Consider the following 19,326-nt stretch of genomic DNA (forward strand, 5'->3'; position numbering starts at 1 on the left):
CCCGACTAGCATCGGAGCTACCATGTAAGTTTTTTGATGAAAGGACTTGAAAGTAAGCGTAGGTAAACGGGTCAGTTCACATTTCAGAAGACGCTGTAATAGCGGCATTATTCTGCTCACTCAGGCGAACCCAAAGGAATTCAGAGCATATTTTTCAACCCCCGAAATTAGATTTTTTCAACACTCTGCTATTCGCTCTGTGCAATGCTCCGCGCAAAATTCCGTGATCATTGTCGAATCAAGATGTCGATCCAGCACGGCTCAAGAGCTGCGCGCATCCGTCACAGTATTGGGCGCGCACAACAGGAAAACGTCCCCTCCAAGCCGTGGATGAGACGTCTTTATCGGGGTCTGTGATAGGGTTTGAAACGCGCGCGACTTAGCCCTGCTGGGTCATGGCCGCATGTTGCATCCAGCGGATCGAAGCCTCGATCGCGGTGCGCAGCATATCAAGCGACAGCCCGCGTTTGGTGAGATAGCGCGTGGCCCCCGCCTTCATCGCAGCCGCCGCCAGTTCTTCGCTGCCGCGGCCCGACAGAACGATCACCGGCACATAGGGATCGCGGGCCTTTAGCGCCGCAAGAACAGAGAGGCCGTTGTTGTCGGCAAGGTGGTAGTCCAGCAACACACAATCGGCGCGCCATTTCTCGAACCGCGCCACTCCTTCGCTGCCGCTGGGCGCCGTTTCAATCGAGCTCGACCGCAGTTGTTCACAAAAACGGCGCAGCATCTCGGTGTCTTCCGGGCTGTCGTCGATTATTAGAATCTTGGTCATTCTGCTTCCACCAGTCCTGCATGATCGACCACATCGCCTGCGCTCTCGCCCTTCGCATTGGGGAGCGAAAAGAAGAATGTGGTGCCCTGTCCGGGTACGCTTTCAAATGTGATCAGTTGGCCGTAACTCTCTACGATTTCCTTGGCAAAGGAAAGGCCCAGTCCACTTCCGGTTGCGCCGGGCAGCACGCGTTCTCCGGTATTCTGTCCACGGACCCCGGGCAGGAATATGCGCCCCTGATCCTCGGGCGCGATGCCGGTGCCGTTGTCGCGAATGTAGAACACATGCAAAAGGCCGCTGGAATCGGTGCTGCCCTCGCTCAGATACCCCACCTTCACCACTGGCGTGGAGGACTGATTATAAATCAAGCCATTGGCAATAAGGTTTTGAAACACAACCTTTGCCTTGGCGCGGCTTGCAAACACCATGGGCATAGAAGTTTCCACCTGCACTTCGCCGCCGGTGGCCTCCATCAGTTCCGAAAGGTCAGTGCAAATTTCATCGACCAGAACGCCTGTATCAATATCGGCGCGGTCGCTGCCCTTGCCCCGATGTTGCGCCGAGGCCAGCAGATCAGAGATCGTGGCCTCCATCTGTGCGCAGAGCTGCTCAATCCGGCTGACCTCTTCTGGCAGAGCATCGGCTGCGCGCTCTTGCAGGGCGCGCAGTTGCCAGTGAATACCCCGCAGCGGCTGTTTGAGATCATGCGATGCAATATCGGCAAAGCTGTCCAGTTCACGGTTCGAACGCTCCAGCTGATCCACCAGCACCTCAAGCTGGCGGGAGTGTTGCAGCAGCCGAGCCTGGCGTTCCTGCGCGCGGGAGCGTTGCAGTTTTTGCCAGATGCCAAAACCCAGCGCCGTGAGCAACAGCACCAAGACCGCCGCCGCGACCAGCCTGAGGCGCATTGGCGTCCAGAACGGCGCGCGCCCAAACCATTTGGTCTGGAGGGCCTCATATTCCTCTGAAATCAGATAGGCCGGGATCACCGCATTCAGCCGTTCACGGACCTCCCCTAGGCCCAATCGCAGGGCCGGGCCGGATTCAGAGACATAAAACGGCTCTGTACTGCTGCGGAACTTCTCCTCTTGGCCCTCGGCCTGCAGATGGGTCCAAAAGGCTCTTCCGGTTGTCAGCACCGCATCGGCCTGCCCCTCTAGGAGCAGGTTCATGATGCCGTCTTTGCCCTCCGCATAGACAATATCGAGCCCCCCGTGGCGTTCCGCCAACTGTGCTGCGTTCTTGCCGCTTTCGACGCCAACACGCAGCCCGACCAGATCGTCCAAGACCTGCGGCTCAAGCGATGCCTCCCGCAGAGTAAATATGTTGAAGGGGACACGGTGCACCGGGAAGGTGAAATCCATCCGTTCCGCACGGGTGGGATTGGTTGCCATCATCGGGATCAGATCCACTGAGCCCTCACGCGGTCCCTGCCCGAATTCCTCGTCCGTGATGCGTTGGTAGCGAATTTGCAGCCCCGCCAGATCCACCAGATCTTCTAGCACCTCAATCCCAAAACCGCCGGGCGTGCCATCATCCCCGATCGACACAAATGGCGGGACATGATGAACACCGACGGTCAGCACATCTGGGACGGGCTCTGGGTTAGAAATAAGATACTTGATCCGCAGTTCTTCCAGCGTCCCGTTTTCTTCAAACTTCTGCAGAGCCTTATTGATCGGCTCCAGCAGTTCTGCGCGGCTTTCGTGAACGATGACCACACGGTCGATCCTGACCAAAGGATCACCGACATAGGCAATCCGACCATCGGTACGCGTTGCACGGGTCAGGGCAAATAGAACGTTGACCGGATAAGACAGAGCATCCACTTCACCGCTCAGCAAAGTCACCAACGCAGCTTCCAAACCGGGTTGCTCGACCACGGTTGCGTCGGGAAAAAGATCGGGATTAGAGGCAATTGTCGGCGGCACCGCCGCTATGCGAACGCCGCTCAGATTGTTGGGATCGAAATCATCGGCGTTCTCAACCGGAACGGCCAGCCGGACCTGAACCTCTGAAATCGTCTGTGACGCAAGGTTGGTCTCGCGAAACGCCGGGCCGTGCCCAACTCCGACCAGCATGTCAGTCTCGCCAGTCGCCTGCGCTGCGGCGATTTTCGGTATCGGCCCATAGAACTGGAACTCCAGCTCGAAGCCAATCTCCTCAGCCAATAGCCGTGCAAGTTCAATGGCGAACCCGGTAGGCTCCCCGTCGTCCCCCATCATCGACAATGGAGGAACATTGCCCCAGGGCACCACAACTTTGTCATACTGGGGCTGGGCCTGAACAGGGAGCACCCCGAAAACGCTCGACACCCACACGAATAAGAGGAGCAGCGCTTGTTTCAAACCACCCGCGCCCCGCATCTCAGAGCAGCTCGCCAAGAACCCCGCGCGTCACCGGCTTTTCGCAAAATCCATCGATGACCGGGTGGTCATCGGTGCGCTGCCGGTCGGCAGGGTTGATGGAGGATGAGCAAACGAACAAGCGGGCATGTCCCTTCAGTTCCGGATAGAGCGCATGATAGGCGTCCGCAAACTGAAACCCATCCAACCGGGGCATGTTGATGTCGACAAATACGATATCCACCGGATCCCGCCCCGGCGTTTTCAGATATCGCAGCGCATCCTCGGCATAGACGAACTCAACCACCTCGGCATCCGGCGCAACCTTGCGCAGGTTGCGTTTGAAAAAATACCGATCCGCGTCGCAATCATCGATCAAAAGGATCTTTGGCTTTGAGGTGCTCATGTGCTCCGTCCGGCTCATGTTGCAGAGAGGGTAAAGCGGAAGCTTGCGCCCCCCGTTTCCGTGTCAGTCACCTCGATCGTGCCACCGTGCATGGAAATGATCTTTTCGCACATCGCCAGACCAAGGCCGCTGCCTTCGATCTCTGATTCTACGTGCAGACGGGTAAAGAGTTCGAAAACACTGCCGCGGTCTTTTGGTGCGATGCCGATACCGGTGTCGTCCACACGCACGCCTACCTTGCCATCTTGGGCCGCGAAGGGCGCAATGGTTACGCGACAGGGGCGCGCCGGATCGCGGTATTTGAGCGCATTGCTCAACAGGTTCTGCAACACCCGTGAAATCAGCTCCGGCGCACATAGGGCGGCAGGCAAGGGCTCAATCTGCACCTCTGCTTCCGCTTCGCTCACGAGGTGTTTGAGATCGGTAACACTGGCCTCTGCAAGACCGGTGAGCTCGCATGCCTCAAACTCCAAGGTGCGATCCTGCAAACGGGCGTAATCCAGAATGGCATCCACCCGCCCCTTCAGGCGGCGCGTGCCTTGGGTCAGGAACTCGACAAGCTCTTGGGCGTCGGCGTCCAGCGTGTCGGGTAGTTCTTCCAACAACGCCTCAATGCTGCTCTCGACCGTGTTGAGCGGCTGTTTCAAATCATGCGCTGATATAAAGGCAAAACGGCGGATTTCATTGGCCCGCTTTTGAATGTCGTCCTCGCGTTCGCGCAGATCGGTGACGTTTTGATGCACGCCAATCATGCGCAACGGACGATGATCAACGCTCCAATCCGTCACCTGCCCCCGGCTCTTGACCCAAATCACCCCGCCATCCTTGCTCAGATAGCGCACCTCGACCGAGAAAGGTACCTGTCCGCGCGAACGCACATGAACATCAAAAGCCTCGTGAAACCGGGAGCGATCCTCGTCATGGATCAGGGCAAACCATGCTTCTGGCTTGGGGGCCAGCTCCCCGGCTGCAAAGCCCAAAAGCTCGACAAAACGGCGACTTATGTAGAGTTGTTCATCGGGGATATTCCAATCCCAATAGCCCGCCTCTTCGCTCTCGAGCACGCTGGCGAGGATCTCACTTTGGCGCCGCGCTTCCTGCTCCAGCAGTTTGCTGTCGGTGATATCCAACAGAGTGATCACCACACCATCAGACTCGCCGCGCTGGCGGGTGAACCGGCGCACACGTGTTTGCACAAACCCACCATCGCGGCGGCGCAATTCGCGTTCTGACTCTTCACCCTGATCGCGGGCAAGGCTCGCATCATCCACCAGAAGGCTCACCGCCTCTGGCAAGAGCGAGGTCGCAAAGCTCTCTAGCGGGCGGCCCACATCGCTGTGCTTGAGATCAAGATACCGGGTCACCCCGGCACTGAACCGGCGGATGCACATGTCATTGTCCAAGAGCAAAATCCCAAGCGCCGCTGTCTCGAGGAGGTTGTCGACATCTGCATTGACCTGCTCCAACTCAGCGATCCGCTCGATGTTTTCGGTATTCACCGTGTGCAGTTCTTCGTTGATGCTCTGGGTTTCTTCGTTGTTGGCCTGCAGTTCTTCGTTGGCGGCGATCAGCTCTTCGTTTGCGGTCTGCAGTTCCTCGTTCGAGGCGCCAAGATCCTGCGCTGTCACCCCCAGCATTTCCTGCAAAGAGCGCACCTCGCCCTCAAGATGCTGGATATAGGCGCGAGTTTCTTCTCTGGGCTGGTCGCGATCAATATCCACATCGGTTTTCGGCAGGCTCTGTAGCGTTTGACGAATAAACAGCGCGATGGCAGAGGTATGCCCCTCCCACATGATCTTGCGCCCGGAAATTGAGACCGTGCGCACTTGATCCTCTTCGATCAGGCGCATGTCCGCCGCTTGGGCGGTGGTTTTATCCTCAGCACCGCGCATCACCAGCGCGACAGAACTGCGCAACCTGTCATCGCAAAGCTCAAAGATATTGGTCGAAAAACCACTTTCGGGGATTTGCAGGATAGATTGCATATTCCCGAATGTTTTCAGCAATGTAGCCGTCGGATCGACGATACAAACGGAGGTCTGGCTGGCCTCCAGAGAGAACTGAAAGAGCGAGCTGAGATCATCCTGAAACGTATGCCCCGCCGACAGCATCCGACGCGCCCGCGGCAACATGCCAAGCGCAGGTAATTGCGCCGTTAGCTTGCCACGACCGATCCCCGACTGTGCAACACGTTTGTTTTTATAGATCCGCTCCTTACCCATGAAGAAATCAAACCGAACCCCGTCGGTGCCCGGTGTCTCTGCCGCGCCCAAGAGCAGGTACCCGTCCATCCTGAGCGACATGGAGAAGTTGACCATGACCTTGGCCTGCACGTCAGGGCTGAGGTAAATCAACAGGTTACGGCAAACGATTAAATCGGTGCGCGTGTAGGGCGGATCAAGGGTAATGTCATGCACCGCAAAAACGATCTGCGCGCGAATTTTGGGCGCGATGGCAAAAGTGCCGGGATGATGCGTTACATAACCCGCTTCACGATATTTGAGCGGAATTTCCTCAAGCGTGTGGTCCGGATAGATCCCCTGCTTTGCCGTGTTGACGGAGTTTTCGTTGACGTCCGTTGCATAGACGCGAAAGTCCCGTTCGATTTTGTGATCATCCCGGAATTTCTGCAGCGACATCGCAAGCGTATAGGCCTCCTCCCCGGTGGAGCAGCCCACCGACCAGACCCGCAGGGGTGCAGTTGTGTCGCCTTCCTCAAACAGGCGTTTGAGAACCCGCGTCTCCATAGCCTGCCAGACATGCAAATCGCGAAAGAAATTTGTCACACCGACCAGAAACTCCCGGTACAGAAGCTCCACTTCGCCGGGGTGTTCGCCGAGGTAATCCAAATAATCGCGGATTTTCGAGAGGCCCAAAAACCCCATCCGCCGCGCAATACGTCGCTTGAGGGTCGGCTCCTTATAAAGGGCAAAATCGATCTCTGCCTGCTTGCTGACCGTCTCTAAAATCAGCCGAAAGGTGTCCTGCGCGCCGACAAACATCTCGTCAACGTCAGAGATACCGTGGTTGCGCAGCTCAATGAACCTTGCGATTTCCTCAACGATATCATCGGGTTGAAGAACCTGATCCACCAACCCCGTTCCAATCGCCTGACGGGGCATGCCGTCAAACCCGCAGGTTGCAGGTTCCTGTGCGATCACCAGCCCTTCGCGATCCTTGATCGAGCGCAGCCCACGACTCCCGTCCGAACCCGTACCCGACAAAACCACCCCGATGGCCCGCTCGCCCACTGCCTCCGCCAACGACAAAAAGAAAATGTCGACAGGCAGGTTGAGCGCCGGTCTGGGTTGCGGTGACACCAATGAAAATCGAAGCCCCTCCACCTCTGCCTCGGTTATCGATGCTTCGGTATCTTGGATCACGGCACGCTCATCGACGTCGCCTTCCGTGCCCTGAATAACGATATTGGCGCCCGGCGGGATGACATAGATATGATGCGGCTCGACGCGCATATTATCTTCGACTTCGACCACCTTATGCTGTGTCTCGCGGCCGAGAATTTCAGTCATCAGCGATTTATAATCCGGCGACAGATGCTGGATCACCACGAAGCTATGCGGGAAATTTGCCGGAACCCGCGAGAGCAATTGCTTAATCGCGTCAAGTCCCCCCGCAGAGGCCCCCACACCGACAATGTAGAATCTTTCATCTACCTTACCGATTTTGCGCTGAGGATCTTTGACCGCAGGCGTAAGCGGCGTGATGTTATTTTCTGTCATGGTCTACGTTGAACCGCCCGTCCAATTCTCGTTTGACTGAAACCAGCACTTACGAGCGCATGAAACGCTCTGGCCGATAAATTCGAGCGTTCTGTTAACACTCCGGTGCCCCATAAGGTCCGCCAAAGATTAGCCTTTGTCGCAACGCACGTCCAGCGTGCATCACCGTTGTTTATTGTGATGCCGATGCATTTCAAAAGCCTGCTAAGGCCTGTCGCTTTTGCTGCGACCCGATTTCACGGTGATCAGATCGCAGGTTTAGGCGATGTGAAGCGCCCTCTTTGAGGGAAGGTAAAGTACGGCTCAACATCGCCATGGTGTGCTATCCATTTTAACGCATACTATTCAGACAGTTATCGGAAACATGTATCTTGTCTTGAGCGATAGGCGAGAGATAACTGGTCGCGCTTTTCCGACATTTTCCTCGTCCGGGGCAGCGGGTATTGAATGCGTTTTTATGCTTCATCGATATTTTTGGATTTTCAACCTGCGGCAATTACGCCACCCCGGAATGGCTTCTCTTTGGAAAACGCCCCCCCACTCCACCGCCCACCGTTTCAAAGCGATCGTATTTCGCATCCACGCGACCGAAATCGACCTTTCCCATTGGAACGAAGTCAAATGGGAAAGGTCGGAATATAACGCTCAACACGCGCTAGAAGTCTGTCCATTTATCATTTGCGCGCATGGGCTCGGGCACGGTGTCGTGGTCCTCTGCTGCGCTGCCCGGCTCTGCGTGCGCATCGATGATCTCACCATCATCCCAGCCGCCTGCATCCGTCGCTGAGACAGGTGCAGCCGACGCGGGAGCGGGCAGTGCTGGCGGCGCCTCGCCTTCGCCGGACTGGTTCTGGGTGCGGAAACGGCCAACAAATTCAGCCAAGCGATCCGAGTCCTGACGCAACGTATGCGCGGCGGCTGTGTTCTCCTCAACCATGGCCGCGTTGGCTTGGGTCACCTGGTCCAGCTGAGACATGCCGATGTTGATCTCTGTCAGCGCGGTGGATTGCTCCTGCGAAGACTTGGAAATCTCTTCGATCAGACCCGAAATATGTTTCACCTGATCCACAATCTGCGTGAGGGCGTCGCCGGTCTTCCCCACCATCTGCACACCGCGCCCAACCTGCTGTCCGCTGGTTTCAATCAGGGCCTTGATCTCCAGCGCGGCCTCAGAGGAGCGCTGCGCAAGGCCGCGCACCTCAGATGCCACCACCGCAAAGCCGCGACCGGCCTCTCCTGCACGAGCGGCCTCAACCCCAGCATTGAGCGCCAAGAGGTTGGTTTGGAAGGAAATATCGTCAATCACGCCAATGATTTGGCTGATTTTTTGCGAAGACTCCTCAATACCGTTCATTGCATCGATGGTCTCTTGCACGATAGCGCCACTGCCCTCGGCCATGCCGCGCGCCTCGCGTACTGTATATTCGACGCTCATGACATTTTCATTGGCAGATTTCACACTTGAGGTGACCTCTTCGAGCGCGGCGGCGGTCTGTTCCAGTGTCGCGGCCTGACTTTCTGTGCGCGAAGACAGATCATCTGCCGATGCGCTCACCTCGACGGCCCCTTTGGAGATGTTTTCAGCGATGTCACGCACGGCTTCGATCACATCGCTCAGCTCAGTCATCGCGTCATTGATGCTGTAGCGCAGCTTTTTATGTTCAACCGGAAAGAACTCGAGGATCTTGTTGCGGAAGTCGCCTTTGGCGAGGTTCATCAGTGCCTTGCTCAGGGTGCGGACAACCATCTCGTTGCCTTCTTGGATCACCTTTTCACGATCCTTGGCGGCAGCGCCTTCCTGCAAGCGCTCTTGCAGATGAACAAGCGTTTTGGAAATGAAACCAACCTCGTCCCCTTGATCGCAGCCGGAAATTTCCTCGTTGTAGTTCTGATCCGCAAGATCCTGTACATGGGCTGCCAAACGCTCCAGCCGTTTTACGACTCCGCGCGCCGCCACATAGGACGCAATGACCACCAGTGCGAGGGTAATAGCCAGTTCTATCAAAGCGTTACGTGTCGTTGCGTTGACCACGGCCATAGCCTCTGAACGGTCAATTTCAAACACCAGCCCCCACTGGCTGCCATTGGGAATGGACACGCTATCAGAAGCGGCAATGACAGTTTCGCCAAGCACACCGGTTGCTGGATCGAAGTAGCCCGCCTCACCAGACAGTGCGGTAGTGATTTGCTCGCGCGCAGGGAGTTGCTCATAGGCGGCAAACCCACCTTCCCGAGGTGATTCCGTCAATGACAGCCCTTGTTCGTTCACCAGATAGACAAAACCGGTCTCTCCGAGTTGCTCTGACTGAGACAGAAGGCGCATGATGCCATCCAGTGGGAATTGCACCGCCAACACGCCCAACATCTCGCCATTTTCAAAAACCGGGGTCGACATGAACATCGCCTGAGCGCCCGCGCTGGGAGCATATGGCGCAAGCGAGGTCATGTAGAACTCACCAGCCTCCAAGCTGCGCCCTTTGCGAAAAACCTCACCCAGCCCGCTGTCCTTGTATTTTCCAGTCTCAAAATTCAGGCCAAAATCATCTTCTTTGAACACCGAGTAGATCAGGTTGCCCTCAAGATCGAAGAGGAACAAATCGTAATAGCCATGTGCACGCAGATGAGACCGCAGCCCCACGTGATGGCGCTGATGCGATTGGGTCCATGTGGAGCCATCTTTTGCAGAGACCAACTCATCCTTCTTGCCCAACGGGTTGGGGTTATCGGAAATATAGAGGTTGCGCATGGCCTCGGCCGGGTCGCCCTCGAACTCTTGCCATGCGCGTGAGAAATCCGCTGTTGCGGCCTGAATGGCATAGCTGCTGGAGAGCGCGGTCACCTCGGCCTTGATCTCCTCAAGCCACCATTCCAGCGCATTTTTGCGGCCCGATACAAAACCGGAGTATGCAGTCTTAAGCTGCTTATCAACCGTGGTACTCATCTGCGATAGCTGCAGCGCCCCAGAAGCCAGAACAATTACCACCACTGGCAAGGCGATCAAAATTGGCAGCTTCAAGCCAAGCTTGAGATTTCTCAAACGCAACATTCTTGGTCCCTCGTTATCAACCCGCCCAAGACAGCAATACAGAGCGGCACACCTAACTTTCGCTCAAAAACTAAGCGGAAATGCCTTTAGACTTCATGAATCTATCGATATCCCGCCATTTAACGGCAGCATATCGGTCCCTTTACGATAGCAGCAGAGACTTTCACATATCGAACAATTTTCGCTCAATTCCATGCCTGAACCGCAGATCGGTTTCGGGTGGTGGCGAAATACAAAACGGGCGGCTTACTGAGGAAGCCGCCCGTCTCTTATTTTATTTTGCACCAACAGGGGTGCAGCGGGGCATAGATCTGTACCGCTGCGGGATGCGTCTTAGAAATGCGCTGAGCGCGTGCCTGCCGGTTTCTCTACGGGAGGCGCGAATTTGGTCAGGTCGATGCCCTCCACAGCGGTTTTATATTCCTCGATGGTGGGTGTGCGGCCCAGGATGGCCGAGAGCACCACAACCGGGGTCGAGGCCAGAAGGCTCTCGCCTTTCTTTTCCGCGGCGTCTTCTACGACCCGGCCCTGGAACAGGCGGGTTGAGGTGGCCAGAACGGTGTCGCCCTTGGCCGCCTTTTCCTGGTTGCCCATGCAGAGGTTACAGCCCGGACGCTCCAGATAGAGGATGTTTTCATACTCGGTCCGCGCCTGCGCTTTGGGGAACAGATCGTCGAACTCAAAGCCCGAATACTTCTGCAGGATTTCCCAATCGCCCTCGGCTTTCATCTCGTCGATGATGTTGTAGGTCGGCGCTGCCACCACCAGCGGGGCTTTGAACTCAACCTTGCCGTTGGCTTTCTCAAGGTTCTTGAGCATCTGAGCCACGATCTTCATGTCGCCCTTATGCACCATGCAGGAGCCCACAAAGCCCAAATCCACCTTTTTCTCCGCCTTATAGAAAGAGATCGGACGGATGGTGTCATGGGTGTAGCGCTTGGAGACGTCCTCGTTGTTGACATCCGGGTCCGCGATCATCGGCTCGTCGATCAGATCGAGGTCAACCACCACTTCTGCAAAATACTTGGCGCTATCGTCCGGCGACAGGGCCGGTTTCTCGCCAGAGCGGATTTCGGCGATGCGCTTGTCGGCCTTGTCGATCAGACCCTGCAAGGTGCCGGCCTCATTCTCCATGCCTTTGTCGATCATGATCTGGATACGGCTCTTGGCGAGTTCCAGAGAACCGATCAGGGTGTCGTCATTGGAGATACAGATCGACGCCTTGGCCTTCATCTCTGCGGTCCAGTCGGTGAAGGTGAACGCCTGATCCGCCAGCAGCGTGCCGATGTGGACCTCGATGATACGGCCCTGGAACACGTTGTCGCCATGCTGTTTCAGCATCTGCGCCTGTGTGGCGTGCACCACATCGCGGAAGTCCATGTGATCGGCCATTTTACCCTTGAAGGTCACTTTGACCGACTCGGGGATCGGCATGGTCGCCTCACCGGTTGCCAGCGCCAGCGCCACGGTGCCGGAGTCCGCACCAAAGGCCACGCCTTTGGACATACGGGTGTGGCTGTCGCCGCCGATGATGATGTCCCAGTCATCCACGGTGATGTCGTTGAGCACCTTGTGGATCACATCGGTCATCGCGTGATATTCGCCCTTGGGGTCGCGGGCTGTAATCAGGCCAAAGTTGTTCATGAACTGCATCAGGCGCGGAATATTGGCCTGTGCCTTCTTGTCCCAGACCGACGCGGTGTGACAGCCGGACTGATAGGCCCCATCGACGGTCGGAGAGATCACGGTGGCCGCCATGGCCTCCAGTTCTTGCGAGGTCATCAGGCCAGTGGTGTCCTGAGAGCCGACGATGTTGACCTTCACGCGCACGTCAGAGCCCGCATGCAGGGTCTTGCCGGGCGTGCTGCCCACCGCATTGCGGTTAAAGATTTTCTCAACCGCAGTCAGGCCTTGGCCCTCATGGCTGACTTCTTTGGCCGGTGCAAAGACCAGCGGTGCCTCGATGCCGAGGGTTTCAGCCGCAAACGTCTGCAGCTTCTTGCCAAAGACGATGGCATAAGAGCTGCCCGCCTTCATGAATTCGACCTTCTGCGGAGTAAACGCAGAGGAGACATCCACCAGTTCTTTGCCGTCTTCGTCCAAGAGCATCTTGTTCTTGGTGTCGATTTTCAAAACGGTGCCGGTTTCAACCGAATACTTCTGCTCCAGCACTGGGTTGCCGTCATTGTTGAGGATCGCCTTGCCGTCGCTGTCGACCTTCTTGACCCAGTTCTTGAGGTCGAGACCAATACCGCCAGTCACGCCCACGGTGGTAAGGAAGATCGGCGAGATACCATTGGTGCCCGCAACCACGGGCGCAAAGTTCACAAACGGCACATAGGGGCTGGCTTGTTTGCCGGTCCAGAGCGCCACGTTGTTCACGCCGGACATACGGGACGAGCCCACGCCCATGGTGCCTTTTTCCGCGATCAGCATCACGCGCTTGTCGGGGTGCTGCAGTTTCAGCGCCTCGATTTCCTTTTGCGCCGCCTCAGAGATCATGCATTTGCCGTGCAATTCACGGTCCGAGCGCGAATGCGCCTGATTGCCGGGGGACAGAAGGTCGGTGGAGATATCGCCTTCGGCCGCGATATAGGTCACGACCTTGATTTCTTCATCGACATCGGGAAGCTTGGTAAAGAACTCGGCCTTTGCATAGCTTTCAAGGATCTCACGCGCGATCGCGTTGCCGGCCTTGAACGCCGCCTCAAGCCGGTCGGTGTCCGCCTCATAAAGGAAGACTTGTGTCTTCAGCACATCCGCCGCCTGCGTCGCGATGGCCGCATCATCGCCAAGCGCCAGATCCAGCAGCACCTCAACCGAGGGGCCCCCTTTCATGTGCGACAGCAGCTCAAACGCAAACTCGGGCGCGATCTCAGCCACCTCGACCTCGCCGAGAATGATCTCCTTGAGGAAGGCAGCCTTCACCCCTGCAGCACTGGTTGTGCCGGGCAAGGTGTTGTAGATAAAGAACTTCAGAGAGTCTTCACGATGCTCGTTGCCAGAGTCCCTGATCTGCGAAATCAGCTCCGCAACCAGCGCGCCATCGTCAATGGGTTTGGGGTGCAACCCTTCGCCCTTACGCGTTTCGATCTCTTTTAGGTAGTCTGTGTACAAGCTCATGACGGTCCCGACGATTCTGTGTAAGAAAAAGCCTGAAACGGGTTCGCAAACACTCTTGGCGAGCCGCGTCAAGCTTGCTGTATGCGGCAGTATACCAATGCAGAATGACTTGCAAGACGTTCCGACATGCATGGTTTACTCGCGCAGAGTTTACCATACCCGCGCCAAGATGCACCTCATCTGCGACGTTCTTTCGCCATATTTATGGCGCAGGTGATGAAAGACGCATCGCGACCGGAGGTTCCCCATGTCATATGCCAAATTGCAGTCTCCTCTCGGAGGGTCTGATCTGGGCACGCCTTCCGGTCTGCGCCCGCTCAGCGGCGTTACGGCGACGGCAGAGGTGTTAACGCGCAAGGGTTATAAGGCCGCAGCCCAATTGAGCAGCCGCGACGATGTCATCACTCGCGACAAGGGTATCCTGTCAATCCGCGACATCACACGCCGCACGGAGCGCAGCCGCATGGTACGCTTTGCCGCCGAGGCCTTAGGAACGGATCGCCCGGAACAGGATCTGGTGCTGCCCGCCCGGCAGTTGGTGCTGGTGCGGGACTGGCGTGCAGAGGCGCTCTTTGGCCGCCACGAGGCATATGTGCAGGCCGCAGCCTTGATCGACGATCAATACATCACCGATGATGGCATGCATCAGATCGACTGCGTGCAGATCTGGCTGGAGGCACCTTCTGTCCTCTATGTACGCGGTATGGAGGTGCTCTCAGCGCATGGGTTCGACGCAGCCCTGCAGCCGCAGGCTTAGATCCCGAGACCGCTGAACACCTTCGGCAGTTGCTCTGGCAAATCCTCCGCAATCAGTCCCGCGCCAAAGCTGCGCGCGCATTCCTCATGCAACCACGCAGCCGTCGCGGCGGCCTCATGAGGGGCAACCCCACGCGCCAACAGCCCGGTGATAAATCCAGCCAGAACATCCCCCGCCCCAGCCGTTGCAAGCCACGGAGCTGACCGGTCATAGATTGCCGCCGAGACCGAACAGGATCCGTCAGGCTCCGCGATAACCGTATCCGCACCTTTGAACAAAACCGTTGCCCCCGCCCGGCACGCCGCCTCACGGGTCGCGTCGACCTTGGAATAGGCCGGCCCGCAGAGGGCAGATTGCGCCAATCGCTGCGCAAGATCAGGAAACAAACGCGCGAACTCTCCGCCATGCGGGGTCAGCACGCACGTCTTGTGCAGCATATCAAACAGCGCCTGAGGGTCGTCTCCAAACACCGAGAGCGCGTCCGCATCCAGAACCACCGCGCGTTCATGATTTTGCAGCGCGATTGGAACCAACTCACGCGCGCGTTCTTTGCCAAGGCCCGGACCAAGACACAGCGCAGTGATACGATCGTCCGAAAGGATCTCCCCCAGTGCCCCAGCGTCCTTCACGCGTTGCAGCATCAAGGCGGTGATCTGGCACGCAACCTCCATCTGCGCCGATGGCGGAACCCCCAGCGTGACCAGCCCCGCGCCAATCCGCAGCGCGCCCCGCGCCGCCAACCGCGCCGCCCCCGTGCGCCCTGCCCCACCCGATAAGATCAGCGCATGACCGTGGGTGAATTTATGCGCCCGCTGTCCCTTCGCCAGCACACCCGCATCGGGCGCATCCCTCCACACCGGGCGCGATGCCTGATCCAGAGGCGCATCCGCATTCAATCCAATCGATTTCACCATCAGCGCCCCACATCTCTCTGGCCCGTCCGCCAGAACATGGCCGCGCTTTGGCGCGTGAAACGTGACGGTCAAACCTGCCACAACCGCACTGTCCCCTAGAACCCTACCGCTGTCGCTGCACACGCCAGACGGCAGATCTATCGCCACAACCTTGGGAGCTGCCCCGACCACCGGCTCCACTGCCAGCAGAGCCAATGGCAAATCTATCGGCCGCGTTAAGCCGGTGCCAAACAGCGCATCCACCACCAAATCAGCAGCCTGCCCGACATGCTTCTCAAAAGAGGAGTTCGACAGATCCCGCACCGCCCCCAACTCACACCAGCGCTGGTAATTCACCTTGGCATCTGCTGGCAGTTTCGCCGCATCACCATGAAGGAACACCTCTACCGCCCAGCCGCGCTCTTTCAGCAGCCGCGCCACCACGAACCCGTCGCCGCCATTGTTGCCCGGCCCGCAGAGAACGATCGCCCGCTTCAGCTTTTCAGAAATATCCCGGGGGACGGCCGCAGGCCGGGGGGCAGCGCCCCCTGCGACAGATCCACCGGAAAACTCAGGCCATTTATCACATATGGCCTCAACCACCCCGCGCCCGGCGCGCTCCATCAATTCCAGACCGATCACTGCACCGCTCTTAATCGCAGCGTGTTCAATCGCGCGCATCTGTTTTGCGGTCAGTAATTCGGTCATCTCACCCCTCCGTTTCACATATGCACATATTTTAAGCGCACCGCTCAAATTTTAAGCGCACCCGCCGGATTCTGCTGGTTCCGGTGGCATCTGCTTCGGCTTACGCATTGTGGCCATCACTTGAAGATGATCTGACCACATTCGACAAGGTTGCGAGGAGCCCGGACATGAAAAAGATCGAAGCCATCATCAAGCCGTTCAAGCTCGACGAGGTGAAAGAAGCGCTGCAGGACGTCGGCGTTCAAGGTCTCTCTGTCATCGAAGTAAAGGGCTTTGGTCGCCAAAAAGGCCACACGGAACTCTATCGTGGCGCGGAATATGTCGTGGACTTTCTGCCCAAGGTAAAGATCGAGGTGGTTCTGGACGACGATCAGGTCGACGCCGCCATTGAGGCCATCGTCGCCGCAGCCAAGACCGACAAGATCGGCGACGGCAAGATCTTTGTCAGCCCGATTGAACAGGCGATCCGCATCCGGACCGGCGAATCCGGCTCCGACGCGCTCTGATCATCTGCTTTTCGCCCGGATCTGCGGCGAAAGGCACATACGAACATCCCGAAATACCCAAGTTTCTCACGGAGGAATAACTTCAAATGAGCAAAGACGCAGTTCTCAAGCTGATCAAGGATGAAGAGGCAGAATATGTCGACATCCGTTTCACCGACCCGCGTGGCAAACTGCAGCACGTCACTCTGATCTCAGATCAGATTGATGAGGACTTCCTTGAGGAAGGCTTCATGTTCGACGGCTCTTCCATCGCTGGCTGGAAATCCATTGAAGCCTCCGACATGAAGCTGATCCCGGACACCGAGTCCGCCTATGTGGATCCCTTCTACGCGGAAAAAACCATCTGCATTCACTGCTCCGTGGTTGAGCCCGACACCGGCGAAGCCTATGAGCGCGACCCGCGCGGCACTGCCGAAAAAGCCGAAGCTTACCTCAAGTCTTCCGGCATCGGTGATGTGGCCTACATGGGTCCTGAGGCGGAATTCTTCCTCTTTGACGATGTGCGGTTCTCCAACACCATCAACAAAGTCTCCTACGAGGTCGATGCAACCGACGCCTCCTGGAACTCTGATGCCGAGTATGAAACCGGCAACATGGGTCACCGTCCGGGCGTCAAAGGTGGCTACTTCCCGGTAAACCCGATTGACGAAGCACAAGACCTGCGCTCCGAGATGCTCTCCACCATGAAGCGTCTGGGCATGAAAGTGGACAAGCACCACCATGAGGTTGCGTCCTGCCAGCACGAGTTGGGTCTGATCTTTGACAGCCTGACCAAACAGGCCGACGAGCTGCAGAAATACAAATACGTGATCCACAATGTGGCCCACGCCTACGGCAAATCCGCAACCTTCATGCCCAAGCCCATCGCAGGCGACAACGGCACCGGCATGCACGTCAACATGTCGATCTGGAAAGACGGCAAGCCGCTCTTTGCAGGTGACAAATACGCGGATCTCTCCGACGAGGCGCTGTGGTTCATCGGCGGCATCCTGAAGCACGCCAAAACCCTCAATGCCTTCACCAACCCGTCCACCAACTCCTACAAGCGTCTGATCCCCGGCTTCGAAGCCCCCGTTCTGCGCGCATACTCCGCCCGTAACCGTTCCGGCTGCGTGCGGATCCCGTGGACCGAATCCCCGAAGGCCAAGCGCGTCGAGGCCCGTTTCCCCGATCCGGCGGCGAACCCCTATCTGGCGTTTGCAGCCCTGCTGATGGCCGGTCTGGACGGCATCAAGAACAAGATCGATCCTGGCGAAGCCATGGACAAGAACCTCTACGACCTGCCCGCAGAGGAACTGGCTGGCATCCCGACCGTCTGTGGCTCTCTGCGCGAAGCACTGGAATGCCTCGCGGCGGATCACGACTTCCTGCTGCAAGGCGATGTGTTCACCAAAGACCAGATCGAAGGCTATATTGCCCTCAAGATGGACGAAGTGGAAACCTACGAACACACCCCGCATCCGGTTGAATATCAGATGTACTATAGCTGCTGATCCGGCTGACATAGTGATCGAGAGAGCGCCCCCAACCGGGGCGCTCTTTTCATTTTGATCTACGGGCTGGCCCCACGGATCGCACGCCGGGCTATGTGCTTCGTCAAATCATCAATTGACGGTTGAGACGTCCCAGCCCTTGCTGTAGGTCTGCGCGCCTTGACCATCGCGAGGCCCGGCAGATGACTGAGACAAATCCAAGCAGCACAACGCGCCCCCATACGTTGGGGATCGACTTTGGCACCTCCAACTCTGCCGCAGGACTGGCCGTTGCGGGGCGTCCGTGGCTGGTGGAACTGGAGCCGGGCGAAACCACGCTGCCCACCGCCGTATTCTTTGACAGCGACACCAAGACACGCCGGATCGGACGCAGCGCCACCCGCGCCCTGATTGAGGGTGACGAGGGCCGGTTCATGCGTGCGCTCAAGAGCCTGCTGGGCACCTCGCTCCTTTATGAAAAGCGCCGCTTGGGCGGTGAGATGATGGATTTCTCCGATGTCATCGCGCATTTCCTGCGCGAGGTGAAAACCCGCGCCGAGACGGCAACACGACTGGAGTTCACCCATGCGCTCTCGGGGCGGCCGGTGAAATTTCACTCCAAGGACGAGGCCCGCAATGCTCGCGCCGAAGAAGACCTGCGCCATTGTTATCAAAAGGCCGGGTTTCAGGATGTGCAGTTCATGTATGAACCCGAAGCCGCCCTGCGTGCCGCCCGTCCGCATCCGGGCATAGGTCTTGTGGTGGATATCGGCGGTGGTACATCGGATTTCACCTGCTTTGAGCAGGACGACAGCGGCGGCACGCGTATCCTAGCAAGCCATGGCCTGCGTCTGGGCGGCACCGATTTTGACCGCCAGATCAGCATTGACCATGTGATGCCGCATCTGGGGCGTGGCGCGATGATCCGTAACAGCTTTGGCGGGGGCAGCCTGCCGGCGCCCAACCGGATCTTCAACGATCTTGCCACATGGCAGATGATCCCCTTCCTCTATGGGCCCGACACCCGCCGCGCGGCCCACGATCTGGCGCAGAACGCCGAAGATCCCAGCGGCTTGAACCGGCTCTTGCAAGTGCTTGAGGATGAGCTGGGCCATGATCTGGCCTTTGCGACCGAGGCCGGGAAGATCCGAGCCAATGGCGCCACCGAGGAGACCGCGCAGATCGATCTGCGCATTGTCGAGCCAGGGCTTTCCGCCGCCCTGCCCCGCGCCGCACTCGAACAGTCGCTGGCGCAGATGGTGCAGGACATTCAGGATGAGGCCGCCGAGACCCTGCGTCTGGCCGGCGTGTCCCCCGGCGACGTAAATCGCTGCGTCATGGTGGGCGGGTCTGCGTTGCTGATGGAGGTCCGCGCAGCACTTCAGGATCTCTGCCCCACAGCATTGATCGAGACAGAGCGCGCAATGACGGCTGTGGCCGACGGGCTGGCGCTGGCTGCGCAAGATGCCGCCTTCTAAACAAAGCTCCCCGCAAATAAAGGGTGAAAGCCCCGCCTTTGCCACGTAAGTTCGCTTTAGACATCCGTCATTTTCAG

Annotated in this window: 11 protein-coding genes; 4 read left to right on the top strand and 7 right to left on the bottom strand. The window is 57.8% G+C overall.

Going from position 1 to position 19,326, the window contains the following annotated elements; genetic code table 11:
* Positions 1-379 precede the first annotated feature (379 nt).
* The 6 genes from QNI81_RS07770 to QNI81_RS07795 form a co-directional block, all read right to left on the bottom strand.
* Positions 380-775: a response regulator gene (locus QNI81_RS07770; RefSeq protein ID WP_005608680.1), complete on the bottom strand. Its 396-nt coding sequence runs from the start codon at positions 773-775 to the stop codon at positions 380-382.
* Positions 772-3,072 (bottom strand): transporter substrate-binding domain-containing protein, encoded by a 2,301-nt coding sequence (locus QNI81_RS07775; RefSeq protein WP_283966141.1) that lies wholly within the window; start codon positions 3,070-3,072, stop codon positions 772-774. The genes QNI81_RS07770 and QNI81_RS07775 overlap by 4 nt, the downstream gene beginning before the upstream one ends.
* Before the next feature lie 70 nt (positions 3,073-3,142).
* A complete protein-coding gene (locus QNI81_RS07780) occupies positions 3,143-3,526 on the bottom strand; it encodes a response regulator (RefSeq protein ID WP_005608684.1) in 384 nt (127 codons plus the stop codon).
* Between the two features lie 14 nt (positions 3,527-3,540).
* Positions 3,541-7,266: a chemotaxis protein CheB gene (locus QNI81_RS07785; RefSeq protein WP_283966142.1), complete on the bottom strand. Its 3,726-nt coding sequence runs from the start codon at positions 7,264-7,266 to the stop codon at positions 3,541-3,543.
* Positions 7,267-7,921: 655 nt separating this feature from the next.
* A complete protein-coding gene (locus tag QNI81_RS07790) occupies positions 7,922-10,312 on the bottom strand; it encodes a methyl-accepting chemotaxis protein (protein ID WP_283966143.1) in 2,391 nt (796 codons plus the stop codon).
* A 333-nt stretch (positions 10,313-10,645) separates the two neighbouring features.
* Positions 10,646-13,435, bottom strand: a complete 2,790-nt coding sequence (locus tag QNI81_RS07795) for a bifunctional aconitate hydratase 2/2-methylisocitrate dehydratase (protein ID WP_283966144.1) — start codon at positions 13,433-13,435, stop codon at positions 10,646-10,648.
* A gap of 247 nt (positions 13,436-13,682) precedes the next feature.
* Here QNI81_RS07795 and QNI81_RS07800 point away from each other — a divergent pair, with 247 nt between their 5' ends.
* Positions 13,683-14,192 (top strand): Hint domain-containing protein, encoded by a 510-nt coding sequence (locus tag QNI81_RS07800; protein ID WP_283966145.1) that lies wholly within the window; start codon positions 13,683-13,685, stop codon positions 14,190-14,192.
* Here QNI81_RS07800 and QNI81_RS07805 read toward each other — a convergent pair.
* Entirely contained in the window at positions 14,189-15,793 is a 1,605-nt protein-coding gene (locus QNI81_RS07805) for an NAD(P)H-hydrate dehydratase (protein WP_283966146.1), read from the bottom strand. The genes QNI81_RS07800 and QNI81_RS07805 overlap by 4 nt on opposite strands.
* Positions 15,794-15,960: 167 nt before the next feature.
* On the opposite strand from QNI81_RS07805, the gene QNI81_RS07810 reads away from it, so the two are divergent.
* The 3 genes from QNI81_RS07810 (at position 15,961) to QNI81_RS07820 (ending at position 19,249) form a co-directional block, all read left to right on the top strand.
* The gene (locus tag QNI81_RS07810) at positions 15,961-16,299 is read left to right on the top strand and encodes a P-II family nitrogen regulator (RefSeq protein WP_005635254.1); all 339 of its coding nucleotides are present in this window, start codon (positions 15,961-15,963) and stop codon (positions 16,297-16,299) included.
* 86 nt (positions 16,300-16,385) lie between these two features.
* A complete protein-coding gene (gene glnA / locus QNI81_RS07815) occupies positions 16,386-17,792 on the top strand; it encodes a type I glutamate--ammonia ligase (RefSeq protein ID WP_005635258.1) in 1,407 nt (468 codons plus the stop codon).
* Between the two features lie 182 nt (positions 17,793-17,974).
* Entirely contained in the window at positions 17,975-19,249 is a 1,275-nt protein-coding gene (locus tag QNI81_RS07820; protein WP_283966147.1) for an Hsp70 family protein, read from the top strand.
* Positions 19,250-19,326 lie beyond the last annotated feature (77 nt).

It is taken from the genome of Tritonibacter sp. AK171, assembly GCF_030127025.1.
In the GTDB taxonomy this organism is placed as follows: Bacteria; Pseudomonadota; Alphaproteobacteria; order Rhodobacterales; family Rhodobacteraceae; genus Epibacterium; species Epibacterium mobile.